19 protein-coding genes are annotated in these 19,656 nt (G+C 47.5%); 14 read left to right on the top strand and 5 right to left on the bottom strand.

Annotation, left to right across the window (positions count from 1 at the left end; all coding sequences use genetic code 11):
* Window positions 1-7: 7 nt before the first annotated feature.
* The 3 genes from dapA to NSMM_RS00755 form a co-directional block, all read right to left on the bottom strand.
* A complete protein-coding gene (gene dapA, locus NSMM_RS00765; protein WP_090283850.1) occupies window positions 8-886 on the bottom strand; it encodes a 4-hydroxy-tetrahydrodipicolinate synthase in 879 nt (292 codons plus the stop codon).
* A gap of 74 nt (window positions 887-960) precedes the next feature.
* Window positions 961-3,552 carry an ATP-dependent chaperone ClpB gene (clpB, locus tag NSMM_RS00760; RefSeq protein ID WP_090283637.1) on the bottom strand — a complete coding sequence of 864 codons (2,592 nt, stop codon included), beginning with the start codon at window positions 3,550-3,552 and terminating at the stop codon, window positions 961-963.
* A 67-nt stretch (window positions 3,553-3,619) separates the two neighbouring features.
* Window positions 3,620-5,101: an FMN-binding glutamate synthase family protein gene (locus tag NSMM_RS00755; protein ID WP_090283635.1), complete on the bottom strand. Its 1,482-nt coding sequence runs from the start codon at window positions 5,099-5,101 to the stop codon at window positions 3,620-3,622.
* Between the two features lie 50 nt (window positions 5,102-5,151).
* Here NSMM_RS00755 and nadC point away from each other — a divergent pair, with 50 nt between their 5' ends.
* The 8 genes from nadC to NSMM_RS00725 all read left to right on the top strand — a co-directional run bounded on the left by nadC (window position 5,152) and on the right by NSMM_RS00725 (window position 12,813).
* Window positions 5,152-6,000: a carboxylating nicotinate-nucleotide diphosphorylase gene (gene nadC / locus NSMM_RS00750; RefSeq protein WP_090283633.1), complete on the top strand. Its 849-nt coding sequence runs from the start codon at window positions 5,152-5,154 to the stop codon at window positions 5,998-6,000.
* Between the two features lie 336 nt (window positions 6,001-6,336).
* Window positions 6,337-6,942, top strand: a complete 606-nt coding sequence (locus tag NSMM_RS00745; RefSeq protein WP_090283631.1) for a hypothetical protein — start codon at window positions 6,337-6,339, stop codon at window positions 6,940-6,942.
* 110 nt (window positions 6,943-7,052) lie between these two features.
* Complete coding sequence (locus NSMM_RS00740) at window positions 7,053-8,099, top strand: DUF4917 family protein (protein WP_090283628.1); 1,047 nt, start codon at window positions 7,053-7,055, stop codon at window positions 8,097-8,099.
* Window positions 8,100-8,177: 78 nt separating this feature from the next.
* Window positions 8,178-8,480 (top strand): hypothetical protein, encoded by a 303-nt coding sequence (locus tag NSMM_RS14970; RefSeq protein ID WP_143001812.1) that lies wholly within the window; start codon window positions 8,178-8,180, stop codon window positions 8,478-8,480.
* A 120-nt stretch (window positions 8,481-8,600) separates the two neighbouring features.
* Window positions 8,601-9,185, top strand: a complete 585-nt coding sequence (locus tag NSMM_RS00735) for a hypothetical protein (protein ID WP_090283626.1) — start codon at window positions 8,601-8,603, stop codon at window positions 9,183-9,185.
* Window positions 9,186-10,047: 862 nt separating this feature from the next.
* Entirely contained in the window at window positions 10,048-10,692 is a 645-nt protein-coding gene (locus NSMM_RS00730; protein ID WP_090283624.1) for a glutathione S-transferase family protein, read from the top strand.
* 33 nt (window positions 10,693-10,725) lie between these two features.
* Window positions 10,726-10,857 (top strand): hypothetical protein, encoded by a 132-nt coding sequence (locus NSMM_RS16695; protein WP_281200857.1) that lies wholly within the window; start codon window positions 10,726-10,728, stop codon window positions 10,855-10,857.
* Window positions 10,858-11,085: 228 nt separating this feature from the next.
* Window positions 11,086-12,813 carry a hypothetical protein gene (locus tag NSMM_RS00725; RefSeq protein ID WP_218120946.1) on the top strand — a complete coding sequence of 576 codons (1,728 nt, stop codon included), beginning with the start codon at window positions 11,086-11,088 and terminating at the stop codon, window positions 12,811-12,813.
* 52 nt (window positions 12,814-12,865) lie between these two features.
* On the opposite strand, the gene NSMM_RS16910 is transcribed toward NSMM_RS00725, so the two are convergent.
* Window positions 12,866-13,114, bottom strand: a complete 249-nt coding sequence (locus NSMM_RS16910) for a transposase-like zinc-binding domain-containing protein (protein WP_425412342.1) — start codon at window positions 13,112-13,114, stop codon at window positions 12,866-12,868.
* Window positions 13,115-13,626: 512 nt separating this feature from the next.
* Between NSMM_RS16910 and NSMM_RS00720 the strand changes: the two genes are divergently transcribed.
* From NSMM_RS00720 to NSMM_RS00695, 6 genes are all read left to right on the top strand, one after another.
* The gene (locus NSMM_RS00720; RefSeq protein WP_090283620.1) at window positions 13,627-14,502 is read left to right on the top strand and encodes a YfdX family protein; all 876 of its coding nucleotides are present in this window, start codon (window positions 13,627-13,629) and stop codon (window positions 14,500-14,502) included.
* Between the two features lie 249 nt (window positions 14,503-14,751).
* Window positions 14,752-15,165: a small metal-binding protein SmbP gene (gene smbP / locus NSMM_RS00715; RefSeq protein ID WP_090283618.1), complete on the top strand. Its 414-nt coding sequence runs from the start codon at window positions 14,752-14,754 to the stop codon at window positions 15,163-15,165.
* Window positions 15,166-15,278: 113 nt separating this feature from the next.
* Window positions 15,279-15,848, top strand: coding sequence for an HdeD family acid-resistance protein (locus tag NSMM_RS00710; protein ID WP_090283616.1), 570 nt, complete (start codon window positions 15,279-15,281; stop codon window positions 15,846-15,848).
* 288 nt (window positions 15,849-16,136) lie between these two features.
* Window positions 16,137-16,820, top strand: coding sequence for a response regulator transcription factor (locus NSMM_RS00705; protein WP_090283614.1), 684 nt, complete (start codon window positions 16,137-16,139; stop codon window positions 16,818-16,820).
* Window positions 16,807-18,084: a sensor histidine kinase gene (locus tag NSMM_RS00700; RefSeq protein ID WP_090283612.1), complete on the top strand. Its 1,278-nt coding sequence runs from the start codon at window positions 16,807-16,809 to the stop codon at window positions 18,082-18,084. The genes NSMM_RS00705 and NSMM_RS00700 overlap by 14 nt, the downstream gene beginning before the upstream one ends.
* 344 nt (window positions 18,085-18,428) lie before the next feature.
* Entirely contained in the window at window positions 18,429-18,866 is a 438-nt protein-coding gene (locus NSMM_RS00695) for a tetratricopeptide repeat protein (RefSeq protein WP_218120945.1), read from the top strand.
* Here NSMM_RS00695 and NSMM_RS00690 read toward each other — a convergent pair.
* Window positions 18,853-19,645 (bottom strand): IS5 family transposase gene (locus tag NSMM_RS00690; protein ID WP_176753814.1). Its coding sequence is split into 2 segments (ribosomal slippage): window positions 18,853-19,387 and window positions 19,386-19,645, totalling 795 coding nucleotides; the frame shifts between segments, so codons are not numbered across the junction. The genes NSMM_RS00695 and NSMM_RS00690 overlap by 14 nt on opposite strands.
* Window positions 19,646-19,656 lie beyond the last annotated feature (11 nt).

Here is a 19,656-nt window from a genome sequence, read left to right as displayed (position 1 = left end):
ATGACCCTTATGCGGTGACGCCAGCATGTCGCATAGCATCCTTGACTAATTCGTGATACTTGCTCGATAGCACCGTCAATGGCAAACGTATTCCGTTTTCAATCAATCCCATCTGGGCGACTGCCCATTTGACCGGAATGGGATTGGCTTCCACGAACAAATTAGTATGCAGCTTGAACAGCTGATTATTGATACGCCGTGCCTGAGTCAGATCCCCTGAAAAGGCGGCGGCACACATCTCGTGTATGCGTCTTGGTGCCACATTTGCCGTAACCGAGATGACACCATGGCAGCCGAGTAGCAGCAATGCAAGTGAAGTTGCATCATCCCCGCTGTAAACCAGAAAGCCTTCCGGAACCCGCATCAACAGATCACACCCACGCGCGATATTGCCAGTGGCATCCTTGATGCCGATAATTCCGGGAATCTGTGCCAGCCTGATTGCCGTGTCATTCTCGATGTCAGCAACCGTTCGCCCGGGCACATTATATAAAATCAGCGGAATATCCACGGCTTCAGCGATAGCCTTGAAATGCTGGTATAGGCCCTCCTGGGTTGGCTTGTTGTAGTAAGGCGCAACCGACAGACAGGCATCGGCACCGGCATTCTTTGAAAACACGGATAACTCGATTGCTTCCCGGGTTGAATTAGCGCCCGTACCGGCAATGATGGGAATACGCCCTGCTGCATGCTTGACAGCAGTACGAATCAGCAGATGATGCTCTTCAAAATCAACCGTGGGCGATTCACCGGTGGTGCCGACCACTACGATGCCGTCCGTTTTCTGCTCGATATGAAAATCGATCAGGGCGCGAAATCTCTCCAGATCCAGCGCCCCGTCTTCTAACATGGGGGTCACAATTGCTACCAGGCTACCTGTAAACATGAGTGCTTCGTCCAAACAAAAACAATCATTTTACCCGAATACCCACCCTTTGCTTTTCAACTTCGCAGGATCGTTCAGCCTGCTTTCACAAATCGAAAGACGCCATTCTCACAAGTAACAGAAACAGTATCACCCGCTGCAAAACGTCCTTCCAGCAATTCCTTGGCAAGTGGGTTCTCTATCTGAGACTGGATGGCCCTTTTTAATGGGCGCGCGCCAAACACCGGATCAAAACCAGCTTGTGCCAGCTCAGCAAGCGCCGATTCGTCGACGGTCAGCTCAATTTCCATTTTCGCGAGCCTGGCTTCCAGATGTCCCAGCTGAATGGCAGCGATCGATTTGATATGGCGTTCATCCAGCGCATGAAAGACGACGACTTCATCGATGCGATTAATGAATTCCGGGCGGAAATAGGTTTTGACTTCTCCCATGACGGCCAACTTGATCACCTGATAATCGTCCCCGGTCATCTGCTGAATCATTTGCGAGCCCAGGTTGGAGGTCATAACGATCACGGTGTTCTTGAAATCGACCGTGCGCCCCTGGCCATCGGTCATGCGGCCATCGTCCAGCACTTGCAGCAGCACGTTGAAGACATCCGGGTGCGCCTTTTCAACCTCATCGAGCAAAATCACCGAATAAGGTTTGCGTCGTATCTGTTCTGTCAGATAACCGCCTTCCTCATAGCCTACATACCCTGGTGGCGCGCCAATCAAGCGAGCGACTGAATGCTTTTCCATAAACTCCGACATATCCACCCGGATCAGATGATCTTCCGAATCAAACAGAAACGAGGCCAGCGTCTTGCATAGCTCGGTTTTACCCACCCCGGTTGGCCCGAGAAACAGAAAAGAACCGTAAGGCCGATTCGGATCTGCCAGGCCTGAACGTGAACGCCGGATGGCATCAGAAACTAACTGCACGGCTTCATTCTGACCAATGACACGCTCATGTAGTTTGGCCTCCATGTGTAGCAGTTTCTCGCGCTCTCCCTGCATCATTTTCGAAACTGGTATACCGGTGGCACGCGAGACGACTTCTGCAATTTCTTCCGCGCCTACTTGCGTGCGGAACAGTTTGGGCTGCGTACTCTCCTCGGAAGCTTCCCCCTGACGAGCTTGCTCGGCTAACTGCGCTTCCAGTTGCGGAATGTCGCGGTAAAGTAATTCCGCGGCTTTCTGCAAATCACCGCTGCGCCGGGCTGCCTCCTCTTCGCGGCGCAGACGCTCCAACGCTTCCTTGGTGCCTTGGGAACCTTTAGCACGTGATTTCTCAGCTTTCAGAATCTCATCCAAATCGGCATATTCGCGTTCGAGCTTGTGGATTTCATCTTCAAGTAACGTCAGTCGCTTTTTCGAGGCTTCATCTTTCTCTTTCTTAACTGCCTCACGTTCTATTTTCAGCTGAATCAGACGGCGATCCAGTTTATCCATGATTTCAGGCTTGGAATCCTGCTCCATACGAATACGCGCAGCAGCTTCATCGATCAGATCAATGGCCTTGTCAGGCAAAAAACGGTCGGTAACATAGCGATGCGAAAGCTCGGCAGCGGCAACAATGGCCGGATCGGTAATTTCCACGCCATGATGCAATTCATACTTTTCCTGCAAACCACGCAAAATAGCGATGGTCGCTTCCACACTCGGCTCCTCTACCATGACTTTCTGAAAACGGCGTTCGAGCGCCGCATCTTTCTCGACATGTTTACGGTATTCATCGAGTGTAGTCGCGCCAACACAGTGCAGCTCGCCTCGCGCCAATGCGGGTTTCAACATGTTACCGGCATCGATTGCGCCTTCCGCCTTACCTGCCCCGACCATGGTATGCAATTCATCGATAAAAACGATGGTGCGCCCTTCATCCTGTGATAACTCTTTCAGAACGGCTTTGAGCCGTTCTTCAAATTCCCCCCGATATTTGGCGCCAGCCAGCAGCGAGGCCATATCCAGCGAAAGAACACGCTTGTTTTTCAGTGTCTCGGGAACTTCACCGTTGACAATCCGCTGCGCGAGTCCCTCGACGATAGCGGTTTTGCCGACACCCGGCTCGCCAATCAGTACTGGATTGTTTTTGGTACGTCGTTGTAGCACCTGAATGGTGCGCCGGATTTCATCATCGCGGCCGATAACCGGGTCAAGTTTAGCCATGCGTGCCCGCTCAGTCAGATCCAGCGTATATTTTTTCAACGCTTCGCGACTGCCTTCTGCTTCTGCATCAGCCACCTTCTCGCCACCACGCACCGTATTGATCGCCTGCTCCAGCGCGGACCGGTTGGCGCCATATTGCTTCAGGAGTCTGCCAGTTTCGCCCTTGTCTTCCAGCGCTGCCAGCAGAAACATTTCAGAGGCAATGAATTGATCACCCTTTTTTTGCGCTTCCTTATCGGTCACATTCAACAGATTACTTAGATCGCGGGAAACATTAACCTCCCCCCCCGTACCTTCCACTTTTGGTAAACGCTCCAAGCTTTGCGTCAACGCCTGGCGCAAAGGCGGCACACTGACGCCAGCCCGTTGCAACAATGAAGTCGTACCGCCATCCTCCTGTTGTATCAGGGCAAGCAATAAGTGTTGGGGTTCGATGTAGGCATGATCCTGTCTGGTTGCCAGACTTTGTGCATCGGAGAGAGCCTGTTGAAATTTGGTGGTGAATTTGTCAAAGCGCATGTGATCTCCTGATTATAATAAGTTGAGCTGGTACTAGTATGAGGTGAAACCAGCAAATTTCAAGTATTCAGGCTTTCGTTTGCGGGTACGGGTGCAGCATGTTAAGTGCAATGCTTTGCCCCGCCGTCTGCACGATACGCACATGTTCACGAGTAAATTCACGTGCATGGCGCAATCCGCATGAGTGCGCAATCATGTCCATCTCGCGGTTCACATTGGCAACGTAATTGGCGACGCGCAGATATTTTTCCTCAACCACCAGACCGCGTTGCAGGCGTGGATCATGAGTAGTCACACCAGTTGGACAAGTATTCAAATGACAGCGCATCGCCTGAATACAACCCAGCGCAAACATGAAGCCACGTGCGGAATTGATAAAATCCGCACCGGCGCACAGTGCCCACGCGCCTTGTGCGGAAGTCACCAGCTTGCCGGCAGCAACCACACGAATGCGTTGCTTCAAACCAGACTCGATCAGTGCATCTATAACTCTTGGCAGCGCTTCGGCAATTGGCAGGCTGGCATGATCCAGCAGCGTCTGGGGTGCCGCTCCCGTTCCGCCTTCCCCCCCGTCGATGGTCAAAAAATCCGGTGCATGATCCAGCCCGCGTCGCAAAATTGAATCACACAATTCATTGATGAATCTCCAGCCCCCAATAGCAGTTTTAACACCGACCGGCCGTCCGGTCAGCTCGCGGATAAAACTGATCTGATCAAGCAGCTCGTCAATGCTCCCTATATCATAATGACGATTCGGACTGATAGAATCCTGAAAGACAGCGATACCCCTGATCCCGGCAATTTCCAGGCTGACTTTGGACGCAGGCAACACCCCACCCTTACCCGGTTTAGCGCCTTGCGACAGCTTGATCTCGAATGCCTTGACCTGACCGGCAATCTCCTTGGCGCGAGCAACAGAAAAGCCACCCAGCTCATCTCGGATGCCATATTTGGCGGTACCGATCTGCATGATTCGGTCACAATCACCCGCCAGGTGATGGGGGGAAAGGCCACCTTCTCCGGTATTCAGCCAGCAACCGGCTTTAGCTGCGCCGAGTGATAGCGCACGCACAGCCGGTGCTGAAATTGCGCCGTAACTCATTCCACTGATGTTGAATATGGATTTCACCCGAAAAGGATGCGCGCAATAACCTTCGCCGACACTTAATATTGGGGCGGGTAACTGGTCTTCTTCCAGAATCGGAAAAGCAGCACTGACGAAAATAAAGGCCCCCGGTTCACGCAAATCATAAGAGGAACCAAAGCCAACAATGCCCCCCTTATTTTTTGCGTTTTTATAGATCCATCCGCGAGTGGCACGGTTAAACGGCATTTCATCGCGATCGCTGGCAAAGAAATACTGACGGAAATATTTACCCTGCGTCTCGAAGAAATAGCGCAACCGCCCGATAATGGGATAATTACGCAGGATGGTGTGTTCTTTTTGAGTGACATCACGAATAAAGAAAGTCACGACGGTACCAACCACAATCAATCCGAGGATGGTACCGAAACCGTAAATAATCAGGTTAAACAGGCTGGTAGGCATAGTAGTAATCTTGTGGGTACCTCTAAAAATTTTAAAGGAAAGTATGCAGCATGTTGAATAGTGAACTCATTATCAATCAGGTTTGCCAGGCACTGGCTGAAGATATTGGCAGTGGTGATCTAACGGCTGCACTGGTGCCGAAAGAAGCATTCCTGAATGCCCAAGTGGTAACACGAGAAGCGATTGTCGTCTGCGGCACCGCATGGTTTGAAACCTGTTTTCAGCAGCTCTGCCCCTCCATTACCATTGACTGGCATATCACCGACGGTCAGGCGGCTTCAGCCGGAGAAAATCTGTGTGTGGTACGCGGCGCAGCCAGACCACTGCTCACCGCAGAACGAACCGCGCTCAACTTTCTGCAAACCCTCTCCGCAGTAGCCACTCGCACCAGACAATTCGTAGCAGCCATCCAAGGCACCGCTGCATGCATTGTCGATACTCGCAAAACCATCCCGGGATTACGCACCGCACAAAAATACGCCGTGCGCTGTGGAGGAGGGACGAATCACCGCACGGGACTCTATGACGGCATCCTAATCAAGGAAAATCATATCATCGCCGCTGGTGGTATAGAAAACATTCTGCGCAAAGCCACGGAAATTGCACCTGCCAATGTCTGGGTACAAATTGAGGTAGAAACAACCAATGAACTACAACAGGCATTGCAAGCGGGCGCCAAAATGATACTGCTCGATAACTTCAGCGTGTCTGACTTGCGCGAAGCGGTGAAACTCAACCAGCAGCTCCCTGCTCATCCAGCCATACTGGAAGCCTCCGGAAATATCACACTGGACAACGTGCGTCTGGTAGCAGAAACCGGCGTAGACCGAATTTCCGTGGGCAGCCTGACCAAACATATCCAGGCAGTCGATTTATCAATGCGTTTTGAAACGGCATGACTTGATCATATCAAGTACTCACGATCCAAATTTTAAACGAACGCAAGTCTGATTGAGTAAGGCGGAAACCAACTGCATAGACCGATTACACAGCGACCAGCTTACTACTAAACCATTCAATCCGGACAATACAACCCTAAAGCTGCCGCTCCACATCAGATTCAAATAAAGCTTCTGAAACCGTTGCCGTAATTATCTTTGAGACTGACTTGTCACCCACATAAAATCGCAATAATGTCAGCTAGTTGGAATTCAGCATGATATGTATGGGATGGGTTGCTATTTTTGTAAGGCAAATAATGTCGTATATATTATGTTAGAAATCATAGGAAACATATGAGGATTACCGTAGAAAATATTATTGTTGTTTTATCGCTCATTTTGTTTGAGGCATGGTTTCTTAGTGGCTATTTTTCTGGAAATCCGGAATTTGAACCAGCAATTGGTTTTTTAGTCTCGTTAGGTGCCTTATTCGGCAAAGATAAAGTCAAAGAGAAACTTGGTTTTGGTGGTGAAAAAAACAGTCATGACCTAGCGTTATTTGAGGAGTTTCAGCAGGTATTTCCAGTCGAACCAACTCTGCGCTTATTAAAAGAAACAGATTTTGGTAATTCATTTCCGAAAAGTTCTATTCAGCCTTTATATGACTTTGCTGACACTTGGGATACGGTTGAGAAAGAATTCTTCAATAAGAAATTGGAAAAAGAGCGAAAATCTCTATATGAAGCCGCAAAAGAACTAGCTATGGAATTCGCCAAACAAACAGTACCAGTAGGTTCTGGTGATTTTATTTCTGTTTACCCAGATAACGTAAGAAACGAAGGCGATCCAAGACCACAACATGTTCTTGATTCAGCAAAAATACTAAATGATAGGTCGAGTGAATTTACACCTAAATACGAATCTTTTGTCCGTATCTGTAAGGCAGCGTTGAAACAATGATTTCTGACAAGTGGGTCAAGTTCGCTCCCTTCGGTCGCTGGGACCGCCAAAAAGCGGCGGCGGCCCCTTGCCCATGTCGTTATGTTTCACAGGACACGTAGGAGACACTCATGAAGCTCGAAACCTTCGCTGATGTCCTGAAGGCCGTAGGAAAATATAGGAACCGCGAATTTCATCTCCTTTTGGGCAACGGTTTTAGCGTGGCGTATGACCCGGAGATCTTCTCTTACAATGCCCTACACGAATTCATAGACAACTTGAATGATGTTGACTTATCAAAGATTTTAGAGGTGATTGAAACCAAAAACTTTGAAATTATTATGCAGCAACTGGACAACTTTTCAGCCCTGATTGACGCGTTCGGCGGTGGCGTCGGGCTGAAGAAAAAGATCGATGCAGCAAGCGCCAGGCTGAAGAAATGTCTCCTTGAATCGGTTAAAGAACTACATCCAGAGCACGTGTTTACGGTCCCTGAAAACGAAAGCGAAGCTTGCTCAAAATTTCTTGCGAAATTCCTGAACACCGGCGGTAAGATATTTTCAACCAACTACGATCTGTTGCTGTACTGGATATTGATGCGCAACAGTGTTTCCGATCATTGTGATGGTTTTGGGCGAGAGTTAGAAAACTCCGATGAGTTCGTCCCGCCTGAAAAGCAGATTCAGTCTGACTTAATGTGGGGGAAAAACAGGGATAACCAGAACGTTTTCTATCTTCATGGCGCCTTGCCGTTTTTCGATGCCGGCATCGCCATTGAGAAAGAGGAATACTCGCAGCACCATTATTTGCTTGAGAACATCAGCTCTCGTATGGAGCTTGGTGAGTACCCAATTTTCGTTACTGCTGGTGACGGAAACCAGAAGCTGAGCCACATCAAGCACAACCCGTACCTCACGGACTGTTACGACAATCTATGCAATGCAACTGGGTCGCTAGTTACGTTTGGGTTTAACTTCGGCAAGTACGATGAGCACATCATCGAGGCCATTAATCGTGCTGCGAAATTCGGGAGAAAGTCGTTCCCGAAACTCCTTAGTATCTATATCGGCACCTACACGGAAGACGATAGGGAACACATCCACAGCATCGAGCACAAATTCAAGTGCAAGGTGCACATCTACGATGCGAAGACGGCCGATGTGTGGGGGAGAATGTGAAACATAACATTTCGCTGCAGGTGACGTTTAACCCGCCACCCATCTTTGCTTCCGCAAAAACAGTAGTTAGGCCGCACTATGGGTGACTATTATCGAAATGTGATTATTGAAACGTTCCATCACACGGGAGGAAGCTCGAAGCACTCAATTCGCGCTCGTCCGCTACTTGGCCAAGGTCTTTCGACTTCAATGCGGGTTGAATGCTCATCATCCATGCGAGAAGGTCATCCGCTTGGAACGCTCTTCAAAGTACGTGCAAAAATTAAGAATACCGTTCAAGAGCTACACCTCTATACATCATGGCAATGGGCTTATGAAATAATAAACGCCCAAGAGGCTGCAGATTTCATTGCAAAAAAAAGAAGCATGGGGAAAAAGTGAAACTCGCTAAGGCTACTGCGGCAAAGTACCACCGTAACATCGTGCAGCCTAACCTGGCGTTCGAGCGGGACGCCGCGAGCGCAGCACCCCTCGACTTTGCGTTATGAGCAAGGAGAGAGAATGAGGAAATATATATTTGCTTTGGTGGTCCTAATACTTGCCCCTACTTGGGCTGCAGCAGAAAATGAGGCATCTCTTCTGCTAGAAGGGTCTTTAGGAAGTTTGATCGCACATAGAGACAACTTTTTCATAGAATATAGTGATCAAGTGTCGGATGGTTGCCTTCCTCAGCCATCAAAAATGAAAGACAAGATGGAACTAGTACTTAGGCAAAATGGTTTCTCAATTGCCGCAGAGGAAGCATTTATTGCAAACAAAATATCTATCACAGCTTTGGGTTTTGCAACAAATTCATCTTCTTGCGCTGTGCATATTAATGCCAACTTGGTGTTTTGGGGTAGTGTGGTCGTGCCATATGCTCAAACCGTACCAGATGGGCCGAACACCCTAGCGCCAATTACTTTTTCAATGGGTAGCTACATATTGGCTGGAAGCAAAAGTAGCATGCAAGAAAGGATTGAAGCGCAAATCAAAGAGTTTGCTGAAGGTTTCTATTTGAGTATTTCCCGTGCCAAAGATGACGTGAAGAAAAAGTTCCCACAGATTCTAGAGTATCAAACTCAACAAAAAGCGCAGAAAAAATAAACTCATAGAAAAAATAGGACGCTACCCTTTCTTATTAGGCAAACAAAGAAATGAAAATCGCATTTATATTTTCAGAGAAGTATTGGCTCGACAAGGCCGTCAACCCGGGCGCATTTTTCGCCTGCCGCGCTCACTACAAAAGCACCGGTTACGGTTGGTGTTAGTGCTCATCACAGGCGGTACTTATGGCTATTTCTACAGAGAAAGTTTGGCAAAGCACTCAAGAACAATCAGGGCAGCATTGAGATTGAAGGCGACCTACCAAAAAAAGCTCTTCGAATTAAAGCAACCGGGAAGATTGCCCGGGCAAATGCGATTGGTACAATCGGCATCGCGATAGTCATCCTGTTGGTTCAAGCGGCACTGCTGCACCAACAGCATGGGTTGTCGGCGGCCGTCTCTGTCCTTGGTGTCTCAGCAGCGTCCACTGTAATATAGCGTAGCGTCTCCTTCCTTAATTTTCAGTTGGGTACTTTTGAGTGGTAATTAAAACGATAAAAATGCGGTTAATTATGTAAATTCCGGTGAATTCCTCTGTGCTCCGTTCTTTTAACTGAAAATAATATAGGAGCATATTTTTTTTGATTTTTTTGTGTTAGCTGAACCAAAGTACAGTCATTTTTCGATCGATTATCACCGTGTTTGACAACCGAGCCGGCTTTCAGTACATTCAGAACTCATGGAAAAGGTGGTTTAGTTTTTCCTTTACCCGTATCTCATGGCGTAGTACAAGCAGCGCCATGGGTTGATCCGACGAAGCGGCCCTGAGGACCATTGTTGAGGTTCGTGCCTGAGTACACTCAGGCGCCAGGCAGGACTCATGAATTTCCGATGCGGCTGGGTACTGAAATGGAGGTAGTGCATGCTGCTTTATGACGCGAAGAGTCCAGCGCCGCGCTGCTTGCGGATGTTTCTGCTGGAAAAGCAATTGCAGCTGCCAGCGGTGACGATCGACGTGTTTGCCGGTGAAAATCGCCAACCGGCGTTTCTTGCCATCAATCCGGCGGGGCAAACTCCGGCGCTGCGCTGCGATGATGGTAGCACGCTCGCGGAGGCCGTCACGATCGCCGAATATCTGGAAGAGCTGCATCCCTCACCAGCGCTGATCGGCAGTACGCCAGAGCAACGCGCGCAGACCCGGCAGTGGTGGCGACGGGTGGAGCTCAATGTCACCGAGTTTATCCACAACGCCTATCACTATGCTGAAGGCCTGTCACGGTTCGAATCGCGCATCCCGGTGTTGCCAGACGCGGCGGCTGGACTTAAAGCCATTGCGCAGGACCGCCTACGCTGGCTGGACGGCATGTTTGGCGCCGGGCCGTATCTGTGCGGCGAGCGATTCAGCGCAGCCGATATCTGGCTATATGTCTGGCTGGATTTTGCGCTGACCGTCAACCAGCCATTTGATCGCAGCCTGCCGCACATTGAACCGTGGTTCGCACGGGTGGCGGCGCGACCCAGCGCCGCGCGCAGTCAGCAACTGCTGCAACCAGCCGCTACTGATTAAAATTTGATCGAGAATTGATGGCAGAAAGAGAGTATGAAGAGTCACTACTGCGCAATTACGCGAGCACATGCAGAGGAGGCGAATAGCGAACTTCAGGAAAAAGAACTCGCTAATGCGCTGTTCACTGCTTTATCCGAACACGAAATAGTCAAGGATTGCACTTAATAATATAAGGTGCCCCCCTCCTCTCCCGATTCTGGCCATCGTCCTTGAGCGCAGCACCAAAAAGGACAGTAAGAATGCTAGCAAGCCTTCATATCATAGGCTTAACTCTGATCAGAACAAATTTTTGCAACAGAGTCACTAAGATATCTCTAAACCAACAACTTAACTAGAAGGTGTTTTTTGCGTATTTTTATTCTTCAATTTATTATTTTTCGTACATTTCCTTTAATGCTGCTGTTGAGCTTGGGGTTGTGTGGGCCAGAGCTATATGCACAAGTTAAACCGCAAGTTAAACCCCAAATAAATGGCTCGACTGTTAGCGATTCAGCCAAGAATGCTGAAGCCTCTCCCCGAGAACCAGCAGACCAATTATCTGCCATTACTCAATCCCTACAGGAAAAGCGCGAGCAACGGAAAGCGTTGCAGCAGAAATTGGCTAAGGTCACCGAAGAAGATGATAAAAATGATTTGCAGCAGCAAATTGATGAGCTCAAAACAACCATCAAACAGCTGGACCATTCATTTGAGCAAATAATCACTGGCGGCCTGGACCTGGATTCGTTTTCTGATACCCCAACGCAGCCATTTGATTGGCAAGAAGAGTTGATTCTGGCAATTAAACCGATCATTGATGTACTTAAGGATCTGACCGAAAAACCACGTAAAATTGAGAAGTTACGCGGGGACATCAGTCTATTACAGGAACAACAGAATCTAATTGAGCTTGCGTTGGACGCGATGGCGCGGTTTCAGCCAGATGCTATGGACCAATCGACCAAAGCTAAATTTGAATCTATTACCCAAAAGTGGTTGCAGAGACAAGCCGATAACGCGCAAGATATAGACATTGCTCGCATTCAGCTGGCGAGCCTGGAAGAAAGCAATAAGAACTGGTGGCAAAGCCTGAAAACTGGAATGGCAGACTTTGTGCAGGGTCGCGGGCTTACCCTGGCAATCGCCATCATGGCCGCATTAAGCGTTTGGTTGCTAATGCACGGTTTGTTATGGCTGTATCAAAAGAAGCTGATTTCCCCCGGTAACCGCAATAGTATCCAAGCACGATTGGCGAGATACGCTTATCGTATTATGACCGGATTACTGGCGATGCTGGCAGTTCTAGCCACATTTTATCTGGCCAATGATTTCTTGTTACTGACTTTGGCTTTTATTTTATTAATCGCGGTTATGCTAAGCTTCCGGCATTTGTTGCCGCACTATATTAATGAAACGCGATTGTTGCTGGATATTGGACCGGTAAGAATTGGTGAAAGAATAACTTATAACGGCTTGCCCATGCGGGTTAGATCAATCAATGTAGATTCCCTGCTACGTAACCCTGATTTAAAAGGTATTGTCCGGCTCCCATTAAGCGCGCTTAATGACATGGTGTCGCGTCCAGACATTGATGAACCTTGGTTTCCTTGCCGTCCAGGCGAATACGTTATGCTGCCGGATGGCCGTTTCGGTGAAGTATTAGAGCAAACCTTGGAACTGGTGAAGTTGAATATAAAAGGTAGCCTGGTTCAATTCCCTGCTGCTGATTTCTTTCGCCTAGACCTTCTCAACCTATCGCGGCAGGGATTCGTCGTGGTCGTTACATTCGGCATTGATTATCAGCATCAGGCGCAGTGTTTGGATGAAGTGCCGACACGTTTGCGCGAGGCACTGGAGCACGCGCTTGCGCAAGCGGAATTTAGCGACAAGGTTGTCAGCTTGCTGGTCGAGTTTAAGGAAGCCAGTGCAAATTCGCTGGACTATCTGATTGTTGTTAACTGTAAAGGTGAAGCTGCCAGCTCATATTTTGCGATCGGCCGTTTGATCCAGAAAACATGTGTTGAAGTCTGTAATCGAGAACACTGGATTATTCCATTTGCTCAACTGACGGTGCATCAAGGCGAAGGATTCCAGGCGCTGAGCGAACGCAACACGCAGTCATATGAACAAGGGGCACCGTAAGGATTCATTAGTGAATGGGTAAAATTCCCCGGCAAGTCGCATCAGGCCAAGCTTAAGAAGCGTATTCCCTGCACGGTAAACAATGGAACAGGCAAGAGTTGGCGGTTACGCCGTCACGTAAAAACTTGGCCCGCGCAAGCCATTTTGCCTTCTGCCGCAGACGGGCCGGCGGTGTCCCAGTCAGGGCGTTGTAAGTTCGGCTACAACCACGGTATTTGTAGCGCTGCATACCATTGGCACTTCCGTTCCTGACTATGCTTCCACTTCCACAATGCGGATACACCACAGACTTATCCTTCATCTCGATCGCTTCGATCACCGCTGCCTCCTCGTCCTCGGCAACCAATTAATAGTCTGATTCATTTTCGGCCATTTTCAGGGTGAATTAATCCTAACCTGTTAGTTGTACTGCAGGTTTTATGGGTACGCTGTTTTACATGGCTGTCTCTCAAACCGATGTAGGCTGCGTAATACATCTCCATCGCATCCCACCCGTGTGCGCACAATCCGCATGCAGCATGTTGCAGTTCACCGCCGGGCGAGATTGGGTGGCGGAATAGCCACCTGTTTGATCAGTTACGTCAGCGTGACCAGCTTGCTTTTGGTGTACAGGAAACCGAAATGGATGAAGAATATTTAATGCGGCAAAGCTGTTTTTTCCACCATCTGAGCAAAATACTGATGATTTAGCAAAATTTTAACAATACTTTAACGCAACATTTACATACATGCTTTTAAAGTCTCTATCACACGAGGCGATAAAAATCGTTATCCCCTTGGTGCATTAAACCTTTAAAAGTATGGAGGCATGAAATGAATAAATATAAATTAATCCGCGGATTTTTACTGGTTGTCGCTTTTATGCTACCGAGCATCGTAATCGCTGCCGATGCGTCAAAAAGTCAATCGGCTAAAGAGAAGACGCCAATTGAGCTGCAGCGCGAGCAAACTCTGCAGCTTGCGCACAAAATGATGGGGCACATCAACCTTGCACAGTTTGCATTGGGAATCAAGCTTCCTGATGAAGCTTCCAGTCACATTAAAAAAGCACAGGCCATTCAAACTACGCTGGCGGAACAATTACCGGAGCTCAAGATTAATTCTTCGTTTAAGTACGGCAAGGTGAGCTACGACGACAGCCAAACGGTCAAGGAACACTATGTTCCCATCATGGATGACGTATTCCTGACTAGCGATTATGAAACTATTTTCAAACGTTCAAAAGAATTGGGAATAAAGGAAATAGATGCGGGTTTGGTGCACGTAAATGTCAAGATAGATCTGGCCACAGTTAAAACGGATCTGAATAATGCTCTCCAGGACATAAACAAAAAAGAATATAGCAAGGCGCAAAACGCGCTTGCCTCAATTTTTGAGGGTGCGATTATTGATGAAACAGAAATCGATGATCCCGTACTGGCGATCTCCGGTAACTTGGCGCTTGCCAAAGCATTCTTGAGCGAGAAAGAATACGACAAGGCGCGTTTCACACTTCAGTACGTGCAGAAACGTTTAACCGACGCAAAAGAAGCAGACCTTCCCGATGTTGATCAGGCGAGTGTAGAAAAGCTCTCAGCAGATTTGAATAAGTTACAAGCAGAGTTAAAGAAGCAGGACCCTACTATAACCCAGCGCATCAGCGATCAACTTGATCAATGGAAAAAAACCATCAAAGGATGGAGCAGTTAACTCGGTATAGTTTAGATCAGCCGGATTGGTATCTCACTTATGATTAAAGGGCACCTCTAAAAATTCAGGGTTCTAAATAAAACCAGGCGCAATTAAAAAATGATTACGCAACATGGTATTGCGACGAGGCGGGGTAAGCAGGCAATCCCCGAAGGAGGTGCTCGCAAATGTGGATTTCAGAGGTGCCCTTAAGATAACAAAATAATAATGAATGTTTTACTTTTACACAAAAAATGGAGCGGTTAAATCATGAAAAAAATATCAACTATTTTAGCAGTCAGTACGTTAGTGCTTTTCTTCAGCAGTCAGATCAGCGCATCAGGTTATGGTGGACAAGTTGAATCTGCAGAAAAAACTGGTAACTCTATGACAGAAGCTATCAAGCACGCAGAAATGGCCAAAGCGCACGGAAATGATGCAAAGGAAATTCTTAAGCATGCAGAAATGAGTTTGCAGTATGCCCACGCTGCTGATGTAAAAGCCATTAGCAAAATAAATGTTTCCGGAGTGGAACACATAAATGCGTCAATTAAGCACTTGGAAGAGGCTGTAAAGCACGCCAAAATGGGACATGCGGATATTGCCAGCAAGCATATCAATGCAGCATTAGATGAGATGCACGCATACACTCCAAAGAAAGTCGATTACCTGAATGATAATTGAGAAAATTTATAAAGTTAGGCAAATCAAAATTACAGCATTGTTCAGTTTAATCATATTTCTTGTAACAGGTAGCTAAACCATTAGTTCAGTATCTTTGATATTGGGGAAATAAGATGCAACCAACAAATACTCAATTAAACTTATCGCCGCCTTCCGGGTGGTTTAAAATTTTTGGCATTGTTTTTATTTTAGGAGGTTTTGCCGCCTTATTTGCCCCTGTGGTAGCGGGCATAGCAATTGAATTGTTACTTGGATGGCTATTTTTCATTAGTGGCTGTATTCAAGCCGGATCTGCTCTGACCACACGCAAACATGAATCGTTTTGGTTTAGATTACTGTGGGCGGTACTTTTTTTAGTAGTTGGGTCATGGCTATTAATACGTCCGGCTGAAGGCATACAAGCATTAGCTTTTGTTGTTGGAACGCTGTTTGTTGTTGAGGGAGTAATGAAATTGATATATTCCTGGCACTGGCGCAGCCAACCAAAAATTGGTTGGCTCGTGGCAAGTGGAGTTCTGTCCATCGCAATAGCAATGATATTGTTAGGCGATTGGCCACAACAATCTGCAGCTTTATTAGGTATATTGGTCGGAATTAATTTATTAGCAAGCGGGACTGTGGCTTTATTGCTGGGTTTTAGGGCCAGCGTCGCAGATAATACCGGACATAATAAAAATGATTAAGAATCATAGTCATAATCTGTGCGGAGCTAAAATAATGAGCAGAATCTTCAATCGATAGCACCAAGAAAATTCAGCTATATAGACAATTTTCCAGATTCAAGGAGTGTTTACGCTGACTCTGTCGCATCGAGCCCTTTTAATCAGAATAAACCATTTTTATCAAGTGTTTTCTTGATTATTTTTCTAAGGGGGCGAGTAGCTATGTTTCTTCTGTATTAAGTGATCTGGCGAAATGTAGAGTTTGGTTAAGTTTTCTTTTAGTTTTTTGTTTTGGCCTAAGACGCTCCCATGAAAGTGCTTATCATAGAGGACAACCAGGACATAGCCGCCAGTATCTTCGATTACCTGGAAGTTTTAGGGTACACGGTTGATGCTGCTGGAGATGGGGTGACAGGTTTGCATCTGGCGGCCACGAAAGACTACGATGTAATTGTCCTTGACCTAGGTTTGCCTGGTATCGATGGGATCACGCTTTGTCGTCGACTTCGCGCGGATGCACAACGATTAATCCCTGTACTTATGCTGACCGCCCGTGATTCAATCGAAAATAAATTGGAGGGCTTCAAATCGGGTGCGGACGACTATATGGCAAAGCCATTTTCCCTAAAAGAACTGGCAGCGCGCATTAAAGTATTATCCGAGCGCATCTGCCGTATACCTAACCCACAACTGACAGTTGGAGATCTTTCACTCGATGTGAATGCTCACGAAGTTTGCCGTGCAGGTAAGCATATCACCCTCAATCCGACGCAGTTCCGAATATTGATGTTTCTGATGCAAAACGCGCATCGAGTCATCGGGCGCGAAGAAATCGAGTACGCCATCTGGAAGGATGATCCGCCGGATAGTGATGCCCTGCGTACCCACCTTTCCAATCTGCGGCAGATTATTGATAAACCGTTTGATCAACCGCTTTTACACACTGTACGTGGTTTCGGGTATAAATTTACCGACAAACATGCAGAAGATTAACCGAATCAGTCGACGTATCGTTCTTGAGTTTCTATTTTTTGGAGTTATATTAGTCTTTGTTTTCGGGGTGGTTCTGATTATTGTATTGGAATCATTTGAGAAAAACATGCTCGACGACATACTCTATGCAGAGCTAAGAGAATATCGTCTGCAGGTTGAAAATGCTAAAGCTCTTGGATTCCCTAATTCGCGCACGACTATCTTCATCTATATTACGCCATTCGATGAAATCGTCGACATGCCTGAGCATTTGCGTGATCTTACTCAGGGTTTTCACAACGTAAAGCACAACGATCGAAACTACCGAATACTGGTCGAGCATATCGACGGAACTCGTTATACCGTGCAATTTGACGAGACCAGTATCCGCGAACGTGAACGTGTTTTTAGCTACTTGGTTGGGTTATGTTCAATTGCCATTCTGATTATTGCACTAGTTTTTGGTTGGAGACTGTCACTTCGCGTAATCAATCCTATCAAGCAGCTCGTTGGACAAGTCGCTGCATTTAAGCATCAGCCAGGAGAATCCCTGAATCTGTCCGTATTCAAAGACGATGAGATAGGCGCCCTGGCGCAAGAGTTTCAACACCACCATGAACAATTGCAGCAGCTTTTGCTTCGCGAAAAAGAATTTGCGAGCAATGTGAGCCATGAGTTAAGAACACCCGTTACCAGTATTAGTTTGGCGGCAGAATTAATGTCTGCGAAGCCTAATTTATCTGCCATAGATCTCGGGCGAATTCGGCGAATTCAACGTGCAGTCGGTGAGATTTCTGAATTGATCGAGACATTTTTAGTGTTGGCACAAATTAAAAGCGAATCAAGCATATGCCATGATGATTGTGCTTTGATGCCAATAGTTCACGGGGTAATTGAACAGCAGCGCGTATGGTTGGGCGACAAGCCGGTCAAAGTGATAATCGAAGAAAAGGGCCAGCTACAAGTGCAGGCGCCCTCAGGAATTCTCAGTGTTCTGGTTGCGAATCTGGTACGAAATGCATTTCGATATACCAATCAAGGTACTGTTACAGTGACAATAACATCCAACCAGCTAATAGTTGCGGACACTGGTGTTGGCATCGATGCAGCTATGCAGACTAAACTATCTGAACATACTGTAAATGTTAACCTGGACAATTCGGATAGGGTCAGATTAGGATTCGCAATTGTTCAACGTATTTGTGAGCGTTATGGCTGGACGATATCCTTTGAGAGCAAGATAGGCCAAGGCTCTAAATTTACAGTGTTATTCACTTCAAATTAGTGTACGCGGACTGCATTTATATTTATGGTTCTGTCGCATTAACCACAAAAAAACATATTACGGATGAGCTGACATGCCATCTTTTTAAGCTAGACGGATTTATTCTGCCAATGCATAAACTTGCGTAAAAAAAACATCCTGACAGCTCCCCCATCATCAACTGGCCTTTGCGAAAAAGTGTACATTAGTTCGATGCCAGCCAACACGTTTCTGGCTGAGTAAAAATATTTTAAATTCGAGCATTGGCCGTGTTATTCGCTTCACTGCCCGATAATCGTTATTTAACGGTGACATAGCCCCTGTTAATTCATATTGGGCGCACAATGCGAATAGGAGGCACATTGATGAATACCAACAAGTTATCACTTAAGGTAGCATCCTTACTCGTTCTGCTGAGCACTGCATGCACCTCGGTAATTCCTAACGTAGATCGAGAAGAGAGGCAATCGGTCGTTACCTCAAACATATCAGATGAAGATATTGAAGCGGCACGATTGGCTGTTGAATCCGAAGATTTTGTGAAAGCAGCCCGCCTTTTGCCACCTCTGGCTGAACAGGGACATCCCAAAGCACAGTATGCCCTTGGCGTTATGTATTTCGAGGGCAAAGGCGTAAATAAGGATTATGCCGAGGCGATGAAGTGGTTTCGGAAATCTGCTGAACAGGGAATTCCTGAGGGGTATAGCGCTCTCGGTGGAATGTATGCCGATGGCGTTGGCACAAACAAGGATTTCACTGAAGCAGTAAAATGGTTTCGTAAGAACTTGTTCAAAGTCTTTTGAGTAGAAGGGCCAGGAAAGCCAAGTGGATGAACTGCAAACTGGTGTTAATCATTCGCTCGCAGTTCTTCCACAGTCTTCTATTCTTTTCCAGCCAGGCGAAACTACGCTCGACGATCCATCGCTTGGGCATGACCTTAAAGGTGTGTAGTTCGCTGCGTCTGGCAATCTGTACTTGCACATGCTTGCCCAGGATTTCGCGCACTCCTTGCGCAAAGGGCGGGCCCACATAGCCGCTGTCGCACAGCAGGCTTTGCACTCGCCCAAGCTTAGGTTTACAGCGGCGCAGCGCCTGTAGCACTCCTTTCCGGTCTGTCACCTCGGCTGTGGTTACGGCCACCGCGTGCGGCAGCCCTTGCGTGTCCACTGCGATGTGGCGCTTGATGCCCGAAACCTTCTTGCCCGCGTCATAGCCCTTCTGGCCTGCCGTGTCCGTGTTCTTCACGCTCTGCGCGTCCACAATCAAGAACGTGCTGCAGGCGTTGCGCCCCCGTTTCTCGCGGGCCACGCCAACCTGATTTTTTTAATGCCTGCTCCAGCAGGCTGCCTCCTTCGCGGGGCTCACTCCAGATTGCCCAGTATGAGTGCACTGTGCGCCACTTGGGAAAGTCACTGGGCAGGGCTCGCCATTGGCAGCCCGTGCGCAGCAGGTACAGCACCGCGCAGAATACCTCGTACAGATCTACTTGACGTGGCGCTGTCCTTTTGCGGGCACTCTCCAGCAAAGGCCTGATAACCTCGAATTGCTCCGACTTGATATCACTTGGATAATCTCTTCTCATCTCCCAAGCTT

The sequence above is a fragment of the Nitrosomonas mobilis genome, assembly GCF_900103035.1.
Lineage (GTDB): Bacteria > Pseudomonadota > Gammaproteobacteria > Burkholderiales > Nitrosomonadaceae > Nitrosomonas > Nitrosomonas mobilis.
This window is presented reverse-complemented; position numbering and strand designations above follow the sequence as displayed.

Coding starts and splice junctions, on each gene's coding strand:
- dapA (WP_090283850.1), bottom strand. CDS start 886: ATGTTTACAGGTAGCCTGGTAGCAATTGTGACCCCCATGTTAGAAGAC.
- clpB (WP_090283637.1), bottom strand. CDS start 3,552: ATGCGCTTTGACAAATTCACCACCAAATTTCAACAGGCTCTCTCCGAT.
- NSMM_RS00755 (WP_090283635.1), bottom strand. CDS start 5,101: ATGCCTACCAGCCTGTTTAACCTGATTATTTACGGTTTCGGTACCATC.
- nadC (WP_090283633.1), top strand. CDS start 5,152: ATGTTGAATAGTGAACTCATTATCAATCAGGTTTGCCAGGCACTGGCT.
- NSMM_RS00745 (WP_090283631.1), top strand. CDS start 6,337: ATGAGGATTACCGTAGAAAATATTATTGTTGTTTTATCGCTCATTTTG.
- NSMM_RS00740 (WP_090283628.1), top strand. CDS start 7,053: ATGAAGCTCGAAACCTTCGCTGATGTCCTGAAGGCCGTAGGAAAATAT.
- NSMM_RS14970 (WP_143001812.1), top strand. CDS start 8,178: ATGGGTGACTATTATCGAAATGTGATTATTGAAACGTTCCATCACACG.
- NSMM_RS00735 (WP_090283626.1), top strand. CDS start 8,601: ATGAGGAAATATATATTTGCTTTGGTGGTCCTAATACTTGCCCCTACT.
- NSMM_RS00730 (WP_090283624.1), top strand. CDS start 10,048: ATGCTGCTTTATGACGCGAAGAGTCCAGCGCCGCGCTGCTTGCGGATG.
- NSMM_RS16695 (WP_281200857.1), top strand. CDS start 10,726: ATGAAGAGTCACTACTGCGCAATTACGCGAGCACATGCAGAGGAGGCG.
- NSMM_RS00725 (WP_218120946.1), top strand. CDS start 11,086: ATGCTGCTGTTGAGCTTGGGGTTGTGTGGGCCAGAGCTATATGCACAA.
- NSMM_RS16910 (WP_425412342.1), bottom strand. CDS start 13,114: ATGAAGGATAAGTCTGTGGTGTATCCGCATTGTGGAAGTGGAAGCATA.
- NSMM_RS00720 (WP_090283620.1), top strand. CDS start 13,627: ATGAATAAATATAAATTAATCCGCGGATTTTTACTGGTTGTCGCTTTT.
- smbP (WP_090283618.1), top strand. CDS start 14,752: ATGAAAAAAATATCAACTATTTTAGCAGTCAGTACGTTAGTGCTTTTC.
- NSMM_RS00710 (WP_090283616.1), top strand. CDS start 15,279: ATGCAACCAACAAATACTCAATTAAACTTATCGCCGCCTTCCGGGTGG.
- NSMM_RS00705 (WP_090283614.1), top strand. CDS start 16,137: ATGAAAGTGCTTATCATAGAGGACAACCAGGACATAGCCGCCAGTATC.
- NSMM_RS00700 (WP_090283612.1), top strand. CDS start 16,807: ATGCAGAAGATTAACCGAATCAGTCGACGTATCGTTCTTGAGTTTCTA.
- NSMM_RS00695 (WP_218120945.1), top strand. CDS start 18,429: ATGAATACCAACAAGTTATCACTTAAGGTAGCATCCTTACTCGTTCTG.